Source organism: Pseudomonas sp. MWU16-30322, from assembly GCF_020515535.1.
In the GTDB taxonomy this organism is placed as follows: domain Bacteria; phylum Pseudomonadota; class Gammaproteobacteria; order Pseudomonadales; family Pseudomonadaceae; genus Aquipseudomonas; species Aquipseudomonas fluorescens_H.
Genome location: NZ_JAIWYL010000015.1, coordinates 21,589 through 40,366 on the forward strand (window position 1 = coordinate 21,589; position 18,778 = coordinate 40,366).

At 61.1% G+C, this 18,778-nt stretch carries 14 protein-coding genes and 1 tRNA gene; 3 read left to right on the top strand and 12 right to left on the bottom strand.

Annotated elements, in window-relative coordinates:
- Window positions 1-67: 67 nt before the first annotated feature.
- From LCH64_RS26105 to ptsP, 3 genes are read right to left on the bottom strand one after another with little or no spacing between them, the layout of a single operon-like run.
- Window positions 68-1,801 carry a PTS fructose-like transporter subunit IIB gene (locus LCH64_RS26105; RefSeq protein WP_226501731.1) on the bottom strand — a complete coding sequence of 578 codons (1,734 nt, stop codon included), beginning with the start codon at window positions 1,799-1,801 and terminating at the stop codon, window positions 68-70.
- Window positions 1,802-1,812: 11 nt separating this feature from the next.
- The gene (pfkB, locus tag LCH64_RS26110) at window positions 1,813-2,754 is read right to left on the bottom strand and encodes a 1-phosphofructokinase (protein ID WP_226501732.1); all 942 of its coding nucleotides are present in this window, start codon (window positions 2,752-2,754) and stop codon (window positions 1,813-1,815) included.
- Window positions 2,754-5,615, bottom strand: a complete 2,862-nt coding sequence (gene ptsP, locus LCH64_RS26115; protein WP_226501733.1) for a phosphoenolpyruvate--protein phosphotransferase — start codon at window positions 5,613-5,615, stop codon at window positions 2,754-2,756. Before ptsP ends, pfkB begins: the two co-directional genes overlap by 1 nt.
- A 306-nt stretch (window positions 5,616-5,921) precedes the next feature.
- Here ptsP and cra point away from each other — a divergent pair, with 306 nt between their 5' ends.
- Complete coding sequence (gene cra, locus LCH64_RS26120; RefSeq protein ID WP_226501734.1) at window positions 5,922-6,917, top strand: catabolite repressor/activator; 996 nt, start codon at window positions 5,922-5,924, stop codon at window positions 6,915-6,917.
- 3 nt (window positions 6,918-6,920) lie between these two features.
- On the top strand, window positions 6,921-7,697 hold the full coding sequence (locus LCH64_RS26125) for a TatD family hydrolase (protein ID WP_226501735.1): 777 nt from the start codon (window positions 6,921-6,923) through the stop codon (window positions 7,695-7,697).
- Here the strand turns inward: LCH64_RS26125 and LCH64_RS26130 are convergent, their stop codons facing one another.
- The 5 genes from LCH64_RS26130 to LCH64_RS26150 form a co-directional block, all read right to left on the bottom strand.
- A complete protein-coding gene (locus LCH64_RS26130; RefSeq protein WP_135294939.1) occupies window positions 7,698-8,087 on the bottom strand; it encodes a hypothetical protein in 390 nt (129 codons plus the stop codon).
- Window positions 8,088-8,245: 158 nt separating this feature from the next.
- Window positions 8,246-10,276: a methyl-accepting chemotaxis protein gene (locus LCH64_RS26135; protein ID WP_226501736.1), complete on the bottom strand. Its 2,031-nt coding sequence runs from the start codon at window positions 10,274-10,276 to the stop codon at window positions 8,246-8,248.
- A 261-nt stretch (window positions 10,277-10,537) separates the two neighbouring features.
- Window positions 10,538-11,377: a regulatory signaling modulator protein AmpE gene (gene ampE, locus LCH64_RS26140; protein ID WP_103486509.1), complete on the bottom strand. Its 840-nt coding sequence runs from the start codon at window positions 11,375-11,377 to the stop codon at window positions 10,538-10,540.
- The gene (ampD, locus tag LCH64_RS26145; RefSeq protein WP_201135826.1) at window positions 11,374-11,934 is read right to left on the bottom strand and encodes a 1,6-anhydro-N-acetylmuramyl-L-alanine amidase AmpD; all 561 of its coding nucleotides are present in this window, start codon (window positions 11,932-11,934) and stop codon (window positions 11,374-11,376) included. Before ampD ends, ampE begins: the two co-directional genes overlap by 4 nt.
- 64 nt (window positions 11,935-11,998) lie before the next feature.
- A complete protein-coding gene (locus tag LCH64_RS26150; RefSeq protein WP_226501737.1) occupies window positions 11,999-14,185 on the bottom strand; it encodes a DUF1631 domain-containing protein in 2,187 nt (728 codons plus the stop codon).
- Between the two features lie 293 nt (window positions 14,186-14,478).
- On the opposite strand from LCH64_RS26150, the gene nadC reads away from it, so the two are divergent.
- Entirely contained in the window at window positions 14,479-15,327 is an 849-nt protein-coding gene (gene nadC, locus LCH64_RS26155) for a carboxylating nicotinate-nucleotide diphosphorylase (protein ID WP_003221558.1), read from the top strand.
- 51 nt (window positions 15,328-15,378) lie between these two features.
- On the opposite strand, the gene LCH64_RS26160 is transcribed toward nadC, so the two are convergent.
- The 4 genes from LCH64_RS26160 to rpsO all read right to left on the bottom strand — a co-directional run bounded on the left by LCH64_RS26160 (window position 15,379) and on the right by rpsO (window position 18,687).
- Window positions 15,379-15,678, bottom strand: a complete 300-nt coding sequence (locus LCH64_RS26160; protein WP_003221556.1) for a DUF6388 family protein — start codon at window positions 15,676-15,678, stop codon at window positions 15,379-15,381.
- Between the two features lie 225 nt (window positions 15,679-15,903).
- Window positions 15,904-15,979 (bottom strand) — tRNA-Thr (locus LCH64_RS26165).
- 139 nt (window positions 15,980-16,118) lie between these two features.
- Window positions 16,119-18,224: a polyribonucleotide nucleotidyltransferase gene (gene pnp / locus LCH64_RS26170; RefSeq protein ID WP_003221554.1), complete on the bottom strand. Its 2,106-nt coding sequence runs from the start codon at window positions 18,222-18,224 to the stop codon at window positions 16,119-16,121.
- A 193-nt stretch (window positions 18,225-18,417) separates the two neighbouring features.
- Window positions 18,418-18,687 carry a 30S ribosomal protein S15 gene (rpsO, locus tag LCH64_RS26175; protein ID WP_003221553.1) on the bottom strand — a complete coding sequence of 90 codons (270 nt, stop codon included), beginning with the start codon at window positions 18,685-18,687 and terminating at the stop codon, window positions 18,418-18,420.
- Window positions 18,688-18,778 lie beyond the last annotated feature (91 nt).

Consider the following 18,778-nt stretch of genomic DNA (forward strand, 5'->3'; position numbering starts at 1 on the left):
GTTAAAGAAATATCGACTGACACGACGCCTTCGCGAGCAAGCCCGCTCCCACAGGGGTGTTGCAGTGTCAGACGTTGACGGGTTCGACCGCCAGTTCCGCGGCTTCCGGGCGTTTGACCGTTGCGTAAACCACCGCCGTCAACAGACTCCCCGCGACAATCGCCAGCAGATACAGCAACGCATGATTGATCGCATTCGGGATCGCCAGCACAAACAAGCCACCGTGCGGCGCCATCAGTTTGCAGCCGAAGTACATCGACAACGCGCCAGTCAACGCACCACCGGCGATGCTCGCCGGAATCACTCGCAGCGGGTCTTTCGCGGCAAACGGAATCGCCCCTTCGGAGATGAAGCACAGCCCCAGCACCAGCGCCGCCTTACCGGCCTCGCGCTCGGTCTGGGCGAACTTGCGGCGGGCGATGAAGGTGGCGATGCCCAGGCCGATTGGCGGCACCATGCCGGCGGCCATGGTCGCGGCCATCGGCGCATAACTCTGCGAGGCCAGCAGGCCCACCGAGAACGCATACGCGGCTTTGTTGATCGGTCCGCCGAGGTCGACGCACATCATGCCGCCGAGCAACACCCCGAGCAGAATCGCGTTGGTGGTGCCCATGCTGTCGAGAAAATGTGTCAGCGCCGCAAGCATGCCGGCAACCGGTTTACCGACCACGTAGATCATCACCAGCCCGGTGAACAGGCTGGCGAACAACGGAATGATCAGAATCGGTTTCAACGCTTCAAGACTTTGCGGCAAGGCGACATAGCGACTGATGGCCTTGGCCGCATAACCGGCGATGAAACCGGCGACGATCCCGCCGATAAACCCGGCCCCCAGCGTACTGGCGAGCAAGCCACCAATCATCCCCGGCGCCAGACCTGGGCGGTCGGCGATCGAGTAGGCGATGTAACCGGCGAGCAGCGGCACCATCAGCTTGAACGCGGTCTCGCCGCCAATCTGCATCAGCGCCGCCGCCAGCGTGCCCTCTTCCTTGAACGCAGTGATGCCGAAGACGAACGACAGCGCGATCATCAGACCACCGGCCACCACCATCGGCAGCATGAACGAAACACCGGTCAGCAGGTGTTTGTAAACGCCGGTTTTCTCTTGCTTGGCCGGCGCCTTGCCGTCGCTCGCAGTGCTCTCCACCTGAGCTTCGGCAAGGGCTTTTTTCAGGGTCGCTTCGGATTGCTTCAAGGCAATCCCGGTGCCACAGCGATAGATTTTCTTGCCGGCAAAACGCTCGGTGGCGACTTCGATGTCCGCCGCCAGCAACACCACGTCAGCCTCGGCAATCGCCGTCGCGCTGAGCGGGGTTTTCGCGCCGACCGAACCCTGGGTTTCGACGTGCAATTCATAGCCCAGACGCTTGGCCGTTTGCTGCAACGCTTCGGCCGCCATGAAGGTGTGGGCGACGCCGGTCGGGCACGCGGTGATGGCGACGATGCGCGGCGCACGTGGCGCAGCGGCAACCGGGGCGGCATCGCTGGCGACGTAAACTTCAGACTCCTCAGCCCCTCGACGCAACACCGCTTCGACATCTTGCAGGGCTTGCGCCGGAGCGATGCGGAACACGCGCTTGCCGACGAAACGGCGCATGTCGATGTCACCGGTGACCACCAGCAACACCCACTCCGCCGCCGCAATGGTGGCGGCCGACAATTCGCGCTCGGGGTGCGCCGCATCGACCACTTCAACGCTGGTGCTCCAGCCCTGACGCTGGGCCGCTGCATCGAGCAGGCGGGCGCACAGCACACTGGTGACCATGCCGTTCGGGCAGGCCGTGACAATGGCTAATTTCATGACAAACCCTCTTATTGTTCTGTCAGGGGACGCACGCGTACGCCCTGTTCGAGCTGCGCCAGTTGCGCCGCATCGTTGATGCCGAAACCGATCTGCGTCACCGCCATCGCGGCAATCGCCGTTGCCGTGCGCAGGGTCTGCTCGGGAGTATCGGCACTGAGCAAACCGTGCAGCATGCCGGCCAGCAACGAGTCACCGGCACCCACCGTACTGGCGACCGTGACCTTCGGCGGCATGGCATGCAGCGCCGAGCCGACGCTGAACCAGTTCACCCCGTCGGCACCGTGGGAGATCACCACATGCTCGATACCTTTGGCGTGCAGGCACGCCGCCGCCTGAGCTTCGGCGGCGTGCGAGACCACATCACAATCGAGCGCATCGGCGAGTTCTTCGGTGTTCGGCTTGATCAGCCACGGGCGCGCTTCAATCGCCGCACGCAAGGCTTCACCGCTGCTGTCGAGGGCGACTTTCAGACCGAGACCGTTCAGACGTTCGATCAGTTCGCGCAACCACTGCGCGCTGACGCCACGCGGCAGACTGCCAGCGACCACCACCGCGTCATGCCCCGGGGCGATCTGCAGCAGACGCTCGAGCAACGCCTGCTGCGCCGCCGCGTCGACCACCGGTCCCGGCCCGTTAATGTCGGTGATGCGCCCGTCGTGCTCGGCGACCTTGATGTTGCTGCGCGTCTCCCCCGGCACGCGGATGAACGCGTCGACAAAACCGCGCTTGGCGAACAAAGTCTCGAAGGCTTGCAGATTGTCTTCGCCGAGAAAGCCGCTGACCGTCAGTTGATGCCCGAGGTCTGCGAGGACCTGAGCGACGTTCACACCTTTGCCGGCGGCGTGGGTGTGCATCTCGTCGCTGCGGTTGACCTGACCGGCCTCCAGGCGTGGCAGCTCGACCGTGAGGTCCAGCGCCGGGTTAAGGGTCAGGGTGAGAATCTTGGCCATTACAGGGCCTCCACTAATGCACGCACTTCGTTCGCGCTGCCCACGGTGAGGGCTTGTTGAGCAAGGGTTTGCGCTTGGGTCAGGCTCAGTTCGCGAATGCGCGCCTTGACCTCGGCGATGCTGCGGCCGGACACGCTCAGCTCATCGACGCCGAGGCCAACCAGCACCGGCACCGCCAGCGGATCTGCCGCCAGCTCGCCACACACGCCGACCCATTTGCCATGGGCATGCGCGGCGCGCACGGTGATGTCGATCAACTGCAGCACCGCCGGGTGCAGGCCGTCAGCCTGGGCCGAGAGGGTCGGGTGACCACGGTCGATGGCCAGGGTGTATTGCGTCAGGTCGTTGGTGCCGACACTGAAGAAGTCGACTTCCTTGGCCAGCACCGGCGCCAGCAATGCGGCGGACGGTACTTCAATCATGATCCCCAGTTGCAGATCGGCAACCGGGATTTCCAGGCGCAGGCGCTCGGTCATGTCGCGGGCCTGACGCCACTCTTCGACGCTGCCGACCATCGGGAACATGATCCGCAATGGACGGTTATCCGCCGAACGCAGCAAGGCGCGCAATTGCGCTTCCATGATCTGCGGACGCTGCAAGGTCAGGCGAATGCCGCGCACACCGAGGAACGGGTTCTCTTCCTTGGCGATCGGCCAATACGGCAATGGTTTGTCGCCGCCGACATCCAGCGTGCGCACTACCAGCGGCCGTCCGGCGAGGCCATCGAGAACGCGGCGGTATTCGGCTTCTTGAGTGGCTTCGTCTGGCGCTTGCGGGTGGGCCATGAAAATCAGTTCGGTGCGCAGCAGACCAATGCCTTCGGCGCCCTGCTCGACCGCAGCGCTGACCCCAGCGCTTTCGCCGATGTTGGCGAACACTTCCACGGCGTGGCCGTCAGTGGTGTGTGCCGGTTGATGGCGTTGTTCGGCGGCAGCCTTGAGACGTTGTTCGCGGGTATCGCGTTCTTCGGCGGCGCGTTGCAGGGTCGCGGCATCGGCGTCGACGTGCAGGCGACCGCGCTGGCCGTCGAGCAGCAACGGCGTGCCCGGTTCCAGCAGCAGCACCGCTGCGCCCGCACCGACCAGCGCCGGAATTCCGAGAGCACGGGCGACGATTGCACTGTGCGCGGTGGCGCCGCCGCGAGCGGTGAGAATCCCTGCAACTCGGGCCGGATCGAGCCGCGCCACGTCGGATGGGCCGACTTCGTCCATCACCAGAATGTACGGCTGCTCCGGCTCGTTCGGCGTCTGCACACCGCAAAGTTGCGCCAGCACCCGGCGCCCGATGTCACGCAGGTCTGCCGCCCGCTCGGCGAGCAACGCGTCCTGCAGCGATTCCTGTTGTTTGGCCGCTGCCTCAATCACCGCCATCCACGCTGCTTCAGCGCTTTCGCCTTGTTTGAGGCGGGTGTCGACTTCGTCGGTCAGTTCCGGGTCGTCGAGCATTTCCTGGTGGGTGATAAAGATCTCGCGGATGGCCTTGGCCTTGCTGCGTTCGATCAGGCCCTGGATGTCTCTGCGCACATCGCTCAGCGCTTGCTTGAGACGCTCGCGCTCGATGGCGGCGGACTCACCGCGCAACGGGTAATCGATAGCCTGCTGCACCTGAATGTGCGCCGGGCCGATGGCGATGCCCGGTGCGGCAGGGATCGCCTGCAACTGCGCGCCGGACGCTGGAGCGATCAGCACTTCGGCAATATCGGTGATGACTTCGCGTTGCTGGCTCACGGCCGGCAGCGGTTCGACTTCTTCGCCAAGGCCTTCTTCGATAGCGGCCAGCAGCGCCGGCAAGGCGTCGGCGGCGATGCTCGGCTCGGCGATGAACTCCAGCACCTGACCACGACGGGCGCCGAGACTCAGCAGCTTGCTCAGGCTTTTTACCGACACGGCGCTGTCCACGCTGTCGACGATGCGCATGCGGATTTCACCGTCGAAACTCTTCGCCAGTTGCGCAAGAATCTTCGCCGGACGTGCATGCAAACCGTGGGCGTTGGCCAGGGCAATACGCGCGCTCGGCCAATCGGCGGGCAGTTCGCCGCCGAGCACTTCGAGGACTTTGCGGCTGCTGGTGGCGCGGCCCAATTCATGACCGCGTCCTTCGATGAGCAGCGCGCACAAACGTTCGAGCAGCGCCTGATGCGCCTCACCCAGACTGGCCAGACAGAACAGACCGCTGAGCGGCTGCCCGAGGTAGCGCATCGGTTTGTCCGGGGTGACGAAGGCCAGGCCCGGACGTTTCACGGTTTGCTCGCTGTGCAGCCACCACAGGCCGTCACCCAGCGGCAGCGCTTCGACTTGCTGCAACACGCCGGCAAAACCATTGCTCACACAATCGGCCTGACGCAGCAGACGCGCGCCACGCCAGACCAGTTCTTCGAAATCGTCAGCCGACACGCCGAGGCCGATCATCTGCGCATCCAGCGCCAGTTCCTGTGGCGCGCCTTGCAGCAGTTTCAGCAGCGCTTCCGGCGAGCTGGCGCGACGCAGGGCCTGACCCAGATCGGTCTCGCCGAGGGCGCGGGTCAGCAGTTGCAGCAGGCGCAGGTGTTCGTCGGATTTGGCGGCGATGCCGATCGCCAGATAAACGATCTGGCCATCCCCCCAATCCACGCCCTCGGGAAACTGCATCAGCCGCACGCCGGTGGCGAATACCTGATCGCGGGTCTCCGGGGTGCCGTGGGGGATGGCGATACCCTGGCCGAGAAAGGTCGAGCCCTGGGCTTCCCGGGCCTGCAACCCAGCGAGGTAGCCATCGGCGACCAGGCCATCGGCCACCAGATGATGGGCAAGCAATTGCAGGGCGGCGGGTTTATCCACAGCCGATTGGCCCATGGATATCTGCTCTATAGTGAGCTCGAGCATGCGATCTCCTTTTTGGCACATGGATGCGCCAGGATATTGTTTTGAATGGTCACAGCTTAGGCGCTGGTCAGACTGCTTTTCAGCGGCAGTTTTGGCGGTTTCACGGCAGAACCGGCCAAAAGCGTCTAAAACGTAGAAAATACGCCTGCTGAAACGTTTAATCTAGATTGATCGGCACGTTACTCGATAATGTCTCATCCTTGAAGTCCAACTTGTCGGATGCGCTGCGACAATAGTCGTCTGCCCGAATCGGGTAGGATTGGCGAAAATGTCGCGGCAAGCTCGAAAAAACAAGGAAATCCCGGGTTGAAACTCAGTGATATCGCGCGGTTGGCCGGAGTGTCCGTGACCACCGCCAGCTACGTCATCAACGGCAAGGCCGAACAGCAACGCATCAGCAGCGCCACGGTCGAGCGCGTGCGTGCGGTCGTCGAAGAGCACGGCTTCACCCCCAACCCACAAGCGGCCGGGCTGCGCAGTCGGCACACGCGCACGTTGGGCTTTATTCTGCCGGATCTGGAAAACCCCAGTTACGCGCGGATCGCCAAACTGCTGGAGCAAGGTGCGCGGGCGCGTGGCTATCAGTTGCTGATCGCCAGCTCCGACGATGCGCCGGACAGCGAGCGCCAGTTGCTGCAACTGTTCAAGGCGCGCCGCTGCGATGCGCTGATCGTCGCCAGTTGCCTGCCGGCCGGTGACGACAGCTATCGCCAGTTGCAGGCCAAGGGCTTGCCGATCATCGCCATCGACCGGGTCATGGAACCCGAACACTTCTGCTCGGTGATCAGTGACGACCGCGAAGCCAGCCTGCACCTGACCCAGAGCCTGCTCGATCCGCAACCAAAACAGATCGTGCTGCTCGGTGCGCGTCCGGAGCTGAGCATCAGTCAGGAACGTGCGGCCGGCTTCAAGCAGGCACTGGTCGACTTCAAAGGCGAAGTGCTGATCGAGCACGCCGAGTCCTTCAGCCGTGAATGCGGCAAGCAATTGATGGAAGAACTCCTGCAACGTCTGGGGCATTTGCCGGATGCGCTGGTGACCACGTCCTACGTGCTGTTGCAGGGCGTGTTCGATGCGCTGCATGACTTCCCGCTCAAATCCCGCCCGCTACGTCTGGGCACCTTCGGTGATACGCAGTTGCTGGACTTCCTGCCGCTGCCGGTCAACGCCATGGCCCAGCAGCACCAGTTGATCGCCGACAAGGCGCTGGAACTGGCGCTGGCCGCCGTCGAGCAATCGGAATACAAGCCTGGCGTGCAGGCCATCGCCCGTACCTTCAAGCAGCGTATTCACCGGGACTGAGCCGTGGAGCTGATCGACAGCCACACCCACCTCGACTTCCCCGACTTCGACGCCGATCGCTCGGCGTTGCTCGCCGAAAGCCGCGCCCTCGGGGTGCGGCGGGTGGTGGTGCTGGGGGTTTATCAGGGCAATTGGCAACGGGTGTGGGATCTGGTGCAGCGCGATGCCGACCTGTACGCGGCATTCGGTCTGCATCCGGTGTATCTCGATCAGCATCAACCCGAAGATTTACGCACGCTCGGTGACTGGCTGACGCGGCTGCGCGGCCATCGACAACTGTGTGCGGTGGGCGAGATCGGTCTGGATTACTTCATCGAAACCCTCGACCGTGAACGCCAGCAGACGCTGTTCGAGGCGCAGCTGCAATTGGCGGCAGATTTTGAACTACCGGCGCTGATCCACGTGCGTCGCAGCCACGCAGCCGTAATCGCCACGCTCAAACGCTTCAAGCTCAAACGCGCCGGGATCATCCACGCCTTCGCCGGCAGCCGTGAAGAAGCTCGGGAATACATCAAGCTCGGTTTCAAACTGGGTCTGGGCGGCGCGCCGACCTGGCCGCAGGCGTTGCGCATGCATCGGGTCCTGGCGGATCTGCCGCTGGAGTCGATCGTGCTGGAAACCGACTCCCCGGACATGGCGCCGGCGATGTTTCCCGGAGTACGCAATACCCCCGCGCACTTGCCGGCGATCTGTGCGGCGCTCGCCGAGTTGATGAATATCAGTTCAGAACAACTGGCTGCCGCCAGCACCGCCAACAGTTGCGAAGTGTTCGGTTGGTAATCAGTCGCCGTGGGCCTTGGCCGCCTCGAGGATCAGGGTCATGTGCTGGCGATGATGAACAAAACGCAGCAGCGCGAAGTACACAAAAAGCACGATCAGTGATGCATTCAACTGTTCCGTCACGTTGAGCAGCCCGATCCATTCCATGACCAACGCCACCAGCAGCGCGGTGCACACCGTGACTGACGCGCTGAAGCGCAGCAATCCGAGAGAGTCGAGAGATTTGAAGCGTTTGATCTGCACCGGACAGCGCAACTCCAGGGTTTTCTGGCAGTGATTGCAGGTAAACGGTTCATTGATTGCGATGGCATTGAGTTGCCAGGGTTTAAGCACCTGCGTGGTCTGGCAATGAGCACAACGGCCCTGAACTCCCAGGGTTACAACGGACATTCGCGGCCTCCTCAGCGCAACTAACTGATCAGGGATACTGGCTCAATAATGACGAAAAGCCAGCCGCCGGAAGAAAACAGGAATTGGCTTACAAGCGTAAGCATCAAAGCATTACAAAATGTTCTGACATTACCGCCCTCGTAGGCATTCGCGCTCGATCAGACGCGGAACGCGCTGATCAGCTGTTTCAGTTCCACCACCTGCGCTGACAACGCCCGGCTGGCGTCCTCGGTCTGGTGCGCCCCCTGGGCCGTGCGCTCACCGGCGCGATTGATCTCGACGATGTTCTGATCGATGTCATGGGCCACCGCAGTCTGTTGCTCCACGGCAGCGGCGATCTGCTGGTTCTGATCGACGATCATGCCTACCGCACCGAGGATGTTTTCCAGCGCCTGCTGGACCTTTTCCGACTGCCCGACCGTGCCATTGGCCATCTGATGGCTAACGCCCATGACCTTCACCGCGGCGCCCACGCCGCCATGCAGCTTGCTGATCATCTGCTCGATTTCTTCGGTCGATTGCTGGGTGCGCTTGGCCAACGTTCGCACTTCATCCGCAACCACCGCGAAGCCACGGCCCTGCTCTCCGGCGCGGGCCGCTTCGATGGCGGCGTTGAGTGCCAGCAGGTTGGTCTGCTCGGCGATGCTCTTGATCACTTCCAGGACGCGACTGATCGACTGGCTGTCGCTGGCTAGCTGGTTGATCACCAGCACCGATTGATCGATCTCGCTGGCCAGCGCGGCAATGCTGCCCTGCTGCGACGCTACCAGTGTGCGACCGCTGACGGTTTCGTCGTTGACGCTGTGCGCGCTGCTCACCGCTGCCGCCGCGCTGCGTGCAACTTCCAGCGAGGTCGCCGACATCTGATTCATCGCAGTCGCCACTTGCTCGATCTGCGTGCGCTGCCCGGCCACCGCCTGATTACTTTGCGCAGACACGTTTTCCACCTGTCCGGCCTGACGCTCGACCTCTGCCACGGTGTGCCCGACCCGCTCGATCAGGTCATGGATCTTCCTCACGGTGCCGTTGAACACCTCACCCAACTCGCCCAGTTCATCACGGCTGTTGGCCTTGAAATTGACCGTCATGTCACCGGCCGCGACCTTGTCCATCATCGCGCCCAGGCGCTTGAGCGTGGTGCGGGTCGAGGCGTAGAACCCGCCATAGAGATAGAAAATCAGCACGAACACCACCGACAGCGCCACCGCCTGCAACACCATGTGCGTGCGATTTTGCGCCAGGCGTTGCTGCAATTGCGTATCGAGGAATTTCAGGGTCGCTTCGTTGAGCTGGTAGGTTTGATTCATCAGCCCGGTGACTTGGTCATAAAACGTCAGCCACGGCGTATCAAGGGATTCGGCCACCACGACTTTCGCTTCAAACAGCTCGCTGGCCTGCTTGAGCGAGGTTTTGCTGCTGTCGGCCGGCGCGCTGAGGCTTGCGCGTGCGGCTTTGCTGGAGTCGAGGGCATCGGCCAGTTTCAGCGCGTATTCGGCCTGGAGCTTTTCGATCTGCGCCAGCAACTCGTCGAAACGGGCGCTCGACGAACTGTTGAGAAAGCCCTGCCCCAGCGAATACGAACCGATGGCCCGGCCTTCGCCAAGCGTCTGAGTCACGGCCGGGGTGATGTTGGTGAGCAACTCGCTGAGCTGGCGGATGTCGCTCTGGTTGTCGCGGCTCAGACCAGCCTGACTGGCGATGATCTGGCTGAAAATCTGCGCGTTGCCGAGCAGCTTGCCAATCATTGCGCTTTTGCTTTGCAGGGAGCTTTCCGCCTGTTGAGCCTTGAACGCGCTGATCATTTCATCGCGTTTGCCGTCGAACACCTTGATCTGCTCAGGATCGTCAGTCATCGCCTGCAGACCTTGCAGGCGCGCCAGCACGGTTTGCTCCAGGCTGCCGATCTGCGACTCAAGATTGTCGGCCTTGCCGGACTGACCGAGGGTGACGTTGATCTGCACCAGATTGTTCAGGGTTTCCAGATCCCGGCGCAGGGTCAGGCTGCTGCCCAGCAGGTCGAGGCTCTGCAATTCGACCCGGGTGCCCTGGAATTCGCGAAAGGAATCGCGCACCAGATAGAAATTGGTCACCAGCATCGGAACCAGGAACAGCACGCTGATCAGACTGAACTTCATGCCGAAGCTCAGGCGGTTCATCAGCGAGACGGCGGGATAGAGCAAGCTCTTCACTGGAAGTCTCCCTTGGCTTTTCTTGTTTTTATTGGCAGGCGCGGGGCGACAGCAGATAGCCACTATCGGGCGCTGTCTCTGTATAGCTCAAATCGAGGGGAGGTTTTGTAACTTAAGGTTAACGACTACGCTGCGCCGGTCACTGACCTGTGGCGAGGGGATTTATCCCCGATGGGCTGCGGAGCGGCCCTAATGGTTCTGGGGCTGCTTCGCAGCCCGTCGGGGATAAATCCCCTCACCACACTGAGTTTTACTAAAGACTCAGTGAATCAACACTGTCCACAAGGCAAACCCGGCATACCACAACACCGCCGCGCGCAGCAGCAGTTCCCACAGGCAATCGAGGGTGTTGATGCCTTCCGGTCCGACCACCGGCGGCGGGATCTCGCCGGCTGCGAGCCCGACCTTGTTGATCAGTTGCGCGGCGCTGATGTTCCAGTTCAGCAGTTCGTGCAACATCACCCGGCTGACCGCAACAAAGTTGCCGACCAGGGCAAAACTGGCGGCGAGCAAGCGCACCGGCACCCAGTCGAAGGCATGACGTAACTGGCCGGCACGTTCGGCGAGGGCTGGGTTCTGGCTGTTTTCTTCAGCCAATGCGAGCAGCCGATAAGCCAGCGCCGCCACCGGACCGAGCACGAAATACCAGAAGATCACCGCGAAGAAACTTTGATACGCCTGCCACAACAGATGGCCCTGTACCTGATCCAGCAATTGCTCACCGCTGTCGGCACAGATATCCAGATCACGCTTGGCCACATGCGCGGCGGCTTGCAGGTCTTCGCGACGCCAGGCGTCACGAAACGGCCCGAGACCGCCGAGCAGATCACCGCGCCCCAGCGCGTAAATCACCACCAGCAAATGCACCGGCAGCGCCAGCAAGCCGTAAGCGACGGGTTCCAGTACCACCAGCAACAAGGCAAGCAGCGCCACCGGCAGCAACACCAGAATTGTCAGCACCAGCCATGGCCGCTTGGCCAGGCGCTCACTGGCTTCGAGTTTGTGCAGTTCGCGGATCCATCCGCCATCGCGTTGAACCCGATGGCGCAGGGCCGAGAATTTCTCGATCCAGACCGCCAGCAGTAACACCAGAAAACTCATTGTCCTTCCTCTTGTGCCAGGGCTGCGCGGTAACGCGCCCAGTCGAATGCCGGGCCAGGATCGGTCTTGCGCCCGGGTGCGATGTCGCTGTGCCCGCAGATACGGGCGCCGGTGATAGCCGGAAATGCTGTTTGCAGCTGACGTGTCAGCGTGATCAACGCCTGATACTGCGCATCGGTAAAGGGCAGATCATCAGTGCCTTCGAGTTCGATGCCCACGGAAAAATCGTTACAGGTATCACGGCCTTCGAACATCGACACGCCAGCATGCCACGCCCGCTCAAGACAGGAGACAAACTGGGTGACGGTGCCGTCACGTTCAATCAGAAAATGCGCCGAGACGCGCAGGTCAGCAATCCCTGCAAAATAGGGATGCTCGGTGACATCCAGACGATTCTGGAAAAATTCCTGCACCTTGCCGGTGGCGAACTGCGCTGGCGGCAGGCTGATGTTGTGAATGACCAACAGAGAAATTTCGCCCGCAGGGCGTTCATTGAAGTTGGGCGATGGGCAGACCTGCACCCCGTGACACCACCCGCTAGCGGGATCCAACTGCATACCGATTCCTTCAACGCCGACTGTGTTGGCGCCCAGTATGCCGTGATCGGCCCCCGGCGCGCGATCACTTGCCGCGATTGAGTCGCCGCAGATTGCCGAGCACCGACTCCAGCGCCCGATCGAACAGCAAGGTGTCATCCAGCGCCCGCACCGCGCCACGGCGAAACTCAAGGGCCAGATCGACGCGGCTGCGCTCCAGCACTTTCATCCCGGTACGGTCGACAAACACGTATTTGCCGGTGGCTTCGATGATCGCTGCCAGCTTGCAGCGCAGGCTGTGCTCGTCGTCTTCCTGGAACGCGACCCAGTTGCCCAGGCGCAGTTGCTCCACCTGACGCAGCCCGGGGTCGTCATGCGCAAGGCCGCTGGCGTTCAGGCCGACCGCGCCCTCATCGGCGCTGCGCAGGGTAATGTGCTGCGACACTTCAACCAGCGCCGGCGCATCCGCCGGCGGCTGCTCGGTTGCAGGTTCAAGCACCCGCACATGCAGCGCTTCCAGTTCGCTGAAAAATTCGCTGGTGGCGAACGGATCAAACGCCGAGCTGCTCAGGCCGTCACGCAGTGATTTGAGCAAACCAGGCACCAGCGCCAACAATTGCAGACCGGCGTCCGCTTCGTCGTGACGCTGCACGCTCCAGATCAATTGCTCCATGGTCTGCACATCGGCCTGCCACTCAGCCGAGTGATCGCCATGCTTGAGACAGGTCAGCAGCAGCACCTTGCTCCAGGCATCGCGCACGAACGTCACCACCGACGGCGGCAGGACTTTACCCAGCAGCGCCAGGTTCAACGCCTGCTCGACCCGTTGCCGCGCCAGTTCGGTTTTCGCCCGGCCCTCTTCGGCATCGCGCAAACGCTGCTCCAGCAACTCGCTGCGCCGCCGCTCATCACTGGTGAAGGCCAGGAAGTCGGCGAGCAACTCGGAGAAAATCGCCGGATCGTCGACGAAGTCACTCAGCAGACGCTGCACCACTTGTTCGATGCGCAGATACAGGCTGTCGCGGGCCTCGCCATTGCAGTCGCCCCACCCCATGGCGGCATCGGCGATTTCGTTGAGCAGGCGCCGCGCCGGATGACTGCTGCGGCTGAAGAAACTTTTGTCGAGTACCGCCACCTTGAGCATCGGGATCTGCAAACGCGCGATCAGCGCCTTGAGCGAATCCGGCAGGTTACGGTCTTCAAGGATGCATTCGAAGACCATGGCGATCAGGTTGATCACGTCTTCATCGGCGCCGTCGACGATGCGCGATTTACCGCTCCTGACACTGACCCGCGTCAGCAACTGTTCAAGCTGATTGCGCAGATCGAAATCGTCTTGCGCCGCCAGCGCCGGGACGTATTGCTGCAAGTGCGAAAGCAGGCGCAGCAGATCGCGGGTGGTAATCGGTTGCGCGGTAGCACTCGGCTCCAGGGTCGGCGCGACGCTGCCGCGCACATGCAAAAGCAACTCCTGCAACGCCGCAAAGACTTCCTGCACGCCTTCGTCGGCGGGCTCGGGTTCGGCACCTTCTTCATTGTTGATACTGGCCGTCGCGCGCTCGATTGCGCGCCGCGCCGGTGCTGGCTTCAACTCAGGCAAGACGCCGGTGGCAATCAGCAATTGATTGGCTTCGGCGTACAGTTGCTCGGTATCGGCCAGCACGTAGCGTTCGAACAGTTTGAGCAGGATCAGTTTGACCTTGATCTCCACGCCCAGGTTACGTCCGGCCTGCAGGAAAAACTCGCAGAGCATCGCCGGGCCGAGCGGGTTGTGCTGGTTGTCGAAATCCTTGCCCAGCAACGCGTTGAGCCGCGCGGTCAGTTGATCGAGGGCAAAGCCGTCACGCTTGAGCACGCGGCCGACCATGGTCTCGACCGCCACACTGCGCTCCATGTCATCGGTACGCGGTGCCGAATCCTCGAACATCAGCGTGCCGGGCAATGTGGGTGGTGCGGCGTCGTATTGAATCAGCGCGACAAAGGCTTCGAAGAATTGCTCGAGAAAACCGCGCTCGATGTTTTTGCGCTTGAGGCGCAGGTCGCGCATGGCTTCGAAAAAGATGTTCTGTTCGACATCGTTGCGCGCCCGGTCGGCCATCTCGAACAGGGTGTCGTCGGCGTTATCGAACAACTCCTGCAAACCATGGCGCAGTTGCTGGGCCGCCTTGTCGCGGACCTGAAGCAGAATCACAGGCAGGCGGGCGAGCGGCGAATGATTCGCCTGATCGGTAGCAGCCTTGTGCAAAGGCACTACATTCCCGTCGTTGCGCATCCAAGCCTCCTGAAACGGTGATTCCACTGGTCAGTCAAAACGCAATGCCCGGTGGGAGCGAATTGCACGTCAAAGCTATGACGTCAAATGCAAGGCGGATTATCTTGCAAAACTTGTCCCCGGCGCTATAGCCGTCAGGGTTTCCCCTATGCCTGCAACACCTTTCAGTGACCACGGAAATCGGGCTTTGCTCAAAGAAAATCGACCAGATGCAGTCAGGCACGCGAGTTCTCGCCTTGGGTTGGCTCTCGCCATGCCCCTATAATCGGCGCACTTAGTCTGTGGAGCCCGTTATGCCGAATCTACGTCTCGCCGATTTGACCGCCGAAATCGAAGCCAACGTGCGCCGTGCGTTGCTCGAAGATGTCGGCAGCGGCGACATCACCGCGCAACTGATCCCGGCCGAACGTCTGGCCAAAGCCACCATCATCACTCGCGACGAAGCAGTTATCTGCGGTACGGCGTGGGTCGATACGGTGTTTCGCCAGCTCGATCCGCGGGTCGCGGTGCACTGGCAAGTGCGGGACGGCGAACGGGTCAAACCCAATCAGCCGCTGTTTCATCTGGAAGGCCCGGCCCGTTCGTTGCTGACGGGTGAGCGCAGTGCGCTGAACTTCCTGCAACTGCTGTCCGGCGTGGCCACGCGTGCGCAGTACCTGGCGGACTTCGTGGCGCAGACCCAGGTCAAGCTGCTGGATACTCGCAAGACCCTGCCAGGCCTGCGTCTGGCGCAGAAATACGCCGTGACCTGCGGCGGTTGCCACAACCACCGCATCGGCCTCTACGACGCGTTCCTGATCAAGGAAAACCACATCGCCGCCAGCGGCGGCATCGCGCAGGCCATCGCTGCTGCGCACAAGATCGCGCCGGGCAAACCGGTTGAGGTCGAAGTGGAGAGCCTGGAGGAGTTGAAGGAAGCGCTGGCAGCCGGCGCCGATATCATCATGCTCGACGAGTTGAGCCTGGACGACATGCGCGAAGCCGTACGCCTGAACGGCGGCAAGGCCAAACTGGAAGCCAGCGGCGGCATCAACGAAAGCACGCTGCTGCCGATCGCCGAAACCGGCGTGGATTACATCTCGATCGGGGCGATGACCAAGGACGTGAAGGCAGTGGACCTGTCGATGCGTCTGAGCCTCTAAGGCCGTCGCGCAATAAAAAACGCCAGCCTGGTTGAGGCTGGCGTTTTTGTTTCAGACCACCAAATTGTTCATCTCGCAGTACTCGTCCCACTCGACGCCCAACACTTCGGCCGCCTCCTTGTGCAGCTCCAGACGCTTGGCCTCGAACTCTTCAGGGGTGCTGGTGTACTTGAGCGTCAACTCCCACGGCTGCAAACCCTGAGCTTCGGCTTCGTCTTCGAATGCCCACTGGATCTGGTCTTTCTGATCATCAGGACTCAGGTCCTTGATCTCTTCTTTCAGATCCGGCACGTCCAGAATGTATTTTTCCAGCGCTTGTTCGTGACGTTGCTCTTGAGTTAATTCGGTCATGGCGTTCTCGCTGATCGTAAGAATGGAGGATGGATCTGGATCATCAAGGATCTCTCTGACGCGGATTGTCCGGCCTTCGGAACCATTCGGGATCATCTGAAAACTGCTGGGCGATGCTCATGCAGGCATCGAATATAGGACGTTTGCATGACGAATTACACGGCTCTTTACATCTCTCCCACAAAAACTTTGACCTGGAAGACATAAACCGGGGGACTGAGGGGATGGTGCCCGAGACAGGAATCGAACCTGCGACCTTCGCGTTACGAGTGCGCTGCTCTACCGGCTGAGCTACACGGGCGGTGGGCTAAACCTAGCACCGGTCTCGGGTTGCGGCAAATTTGAGCGGCGTCTCTGCTGATTATCATTTGTGGCAGACAAAAAAATGCCCCACCGTTTTCACGGCGGGGCATTTTTATTGCGCTAAGGCTGTGGGGCGATTAAACGCCCGAAGCCTTGGCTGCTGCCACGTCTTTGATGGACAGCTTGATACGGCCGCGGTTGTCCACGTCCAGTACCAGCACTTCCACTTCCTGGCCTTCTTTCAGGATGTCGGTGACTTTCTCTACGCGAGCGTCGCTCAGCATCGAGATGTGCACCAGACCGTCCTTGCCCGGCAGGATGTTGACGAATGCGCCGAAGTCGACGATGCGCTCAACCTTGCCGACGTAGATCTTGCCGATTTCAGCTTCTGCAGTGATGCTCAGAACGCGCTGACGAGCAGCTTCTGCGGCATCCTTGGTTTCGCCGAAGATCTTGATCGAACCGTCGTCTTCGATGTCGATCGAAGCCTTGGTTTCTTCGCAGATCGCACGGATGGTCGCGCCACCTTTACCGATAACGTCACGGATCTTGTCGGTGTCGATCTTCATCGCGATCATGGTCGGAGCGTTGGCCGACAGTTCGGTACGCGACTGGCCAATGATCTGGTTCATCTGGCCGAGGATGTTCAGGCGCGCTTCCAGGGCTTGGCCCAGAGCGATTTCCATGATCTCTTCGGTGATGCCCTTGATCTTGATGTCCATCTGCAGCGCAGTAACGCCTTTGGCGGTACCGGCGACTTTGAAGTCCATGTCGCCCAGGTGGTCTTCGTCACCCAGGATGTCGGTCAGGACGGCGAACTTCTCGCCTTCTTTAACCAGACCCATGGCGATACCGGCAACCGGCGCCTTCATTGGAACGCCAGCGTCCATCAGGGCCAGGGAAGCGCCGCAAACAGAAGCCATCGAGCTCGAACCGTTGGATTCGGTGATTTCCGAAACCACACGGATGGTGTACGGGAACACGTCAGCGGCTGGCAGCATGGCCGAAACCGAACGACGGGCCAGACGGCCGTGACCGATTTCACGACGACCAGCACCACCCATGCGACCACACTCGCCCACCGAGAACGGCGGGAAGTTGTAGTGCAGCATGAACGGGTCTTTTTTCTCGCCTTCCAGGGTGTCCAGCAGCTGTGCGTCACGGGCAGTACCCAGGGTCGCAACGACCAGAGCCTGAGTTTCACCACGGGTGAACAGGGCCGAACCGTGAGTCTTCGGCAGAACGCCGACTTCGATGTTCAGCGGACGTACGGTGCGGGTGTCGCGGCCGTCGATACGTGGCTTGCCGTTAACGATGTTTTCGCGAACGGTGCGGTATTCGATTTCGCCGAAAGCCGCTTTGACGTCAGCAGCCGAAGGCTGGCCTTCTTCGCCGGACAGCTTGGCCACAACCTGGTCTTTCAGCTCGCCCAGACGGGCGTAGCGGTCAGCCTTGACGGTGATGGTGTAAGCCTGGGAGATCGCTTCGCCGAACTCGGCACGGATCGCGCCCAGCAGTTCAGTGGCTTCTGGCGCCGGAGCCCAGGTCCAGGTTGGCTTGGCAGCTTCAGCGGCCAGTTCTTTGACGGCGTTGATCACCACCTGGAACTCGTCGTGAGCGAACAGTACCGCGCCCAGCATCTGGTCTTCGGTCAGCTCTTTGGCTTCCGATTCAACCATCAGTACGGCGTCCGCAGTACCGGCAACGACCATGTCCAGGCTCGAAGCAGCTTGCTGCTCGTAGGTCGGGTTCAGCAGGTAGCCGGTGCTTTCGTGGAACGCTACGCGAGCGGCGCCGATCGGGCCGTCGAACGGAATGCCCGAGATGGCCAGGGCAGCCGAGGTACCGATCATCGCAGCGATGTCCGGATCGGTCTTCTTGCTGGTGGAAACGACGGTGCAGACAACCTGCACTTCGTTCATGAAGCCTTCTGGGAACAGCGGACGGATCGGACGGTCGATCAGTCGGGAAGTCAGGGTTTCTTTCTCGGAAGGACGGCCTTCGCGCTTGAAGAAACCGCCAGGGATCTTACCGGCAGCGTAAGTTTTTTCCTGGTAGTGAACGGACAGAGGGAAGAAGCCCTTGCCTGGATCGGCTTGCTTGGCACCGACGACGGTCACCAATACGCTGACGTCGTCGTCAACGGTGACCAATACTGCGCCGGAGGCCTGACGGGCGATACGGCCAGTCTCGAGGGTAACGGTCGACTGACCGAACTGGAATTTTTTGATTACCGGGTTCACGGTGTCCTACCTTCTTTGTGGCTCTTGGGGGAACTGGTTTCTTGCGAAATTCTTGGGCAATGTCGGGAATCGGCCCGCTGACTGTCCGGGTAAAACGGTAGTGCAGATAAAACTTGAGGCTGGGAGCCTGCCAGCCACCAGCGGAAAACCGCTGATGCCTGACAGACAACCAACCTCATAGCGCAATCGCTGATTAGCGACGCAGACCCAGGCGGCCGATCAGAGCGCTGTAACGGCTCAGATCTTTGCCTTTCAGGTAGTCCAGCAGCTTGCGACGCTGGTTTACCATGCGGATCAGACCACGACGGGAGTGGTGGTCTTTACCGTTGGCCTTGAAGTGACCTTGCAGTTTGTTGATGTTGGCGGTCAGCAGTGCAACTTGCACTTCTGGCGAACCAGTATCACCAACAGCTTGCTGGTAGTCGGCAACGATTTGAGCTTTTTCTTGAACGTCGAGAGCCATGAGGCAATCCTTTTATCAGGAAACTGTTTCAAAAACAGTTTCAACAGGCCAGGGACAAATCCCTGTATCTATAAATGAGTAGTGACCGTGC

Bases quoted from the DNA above. Each gene is read 5' to 3' on its own strand.
- LCH64_RS26105 (WP_226501731.1), bottom strand. From the start codon at position 1,801: ATGAAATTAGCCATTGTCACGGCCTGCCCGAACGGCATGGTCACCAGT.
- pfkB (WP_226501732.1), bottom strand. From the start codon at position 2,754: ATGGCCAAGATTCTCACCCTGACCCTTAACCCGGCGCTGGACCTCACG.
- ptsP (WP_226501733.1), bottom strand. From the start codon at position 5,615: ATGCTCGAGCTCACTATAGAGCAGATATCCATGGGCCAATCGGCTGTG.
- LCH64_RS26130 (WP_135294939.1), bottom strand. From the start codon at position 8,087: ATGTCCGTTGTAACCCTGGGAGTTCAGGGCCGTTGTGCTCATTGCCAG.
- ampE (WP_103486509.1), bottom strand. From the start codon at position 11,377: ATGAGTTTTCTGGTGTTACTGCTGGCGGTCTGGATCGAGAAATTCTCG.
- ampD (WP_201135826.1), bottom strand. From the start codon at position 11,934: ATGCAGTTGGATCCCGCTAGCGGGTGGTGTCACGGGGTGCAGGTCTGC.
- LCH64_RS26150 (WP_226501737.1), bottom strand. From the start codon at position 14,185: ATGCGCAACGACGGGAATGTAGTGCCTTTGCACAAGGCTGCTACCGAT.
- nadC (WP_003221558.1), top strand. From the start codon at position 14,479: ATGCCGAATCTACGTCTCGCCGATTTGACCGCCGAAATCGAAGCCAAC.
- LCH64_RS26160 (WP_003221556.1), bottom strand. From the start codon at position 15,678: ATGACCGAATTAACTCAAGAGCAACGTCACGAACAAGCGCTGGAAAAA.
- rpsO (WP_003221553.1), bottom strand. From the start codon at position 18,687: ATGGCTCTCGACGTTCAAGAAAAAGCTCAAATCGTTGCCGACTACCAG.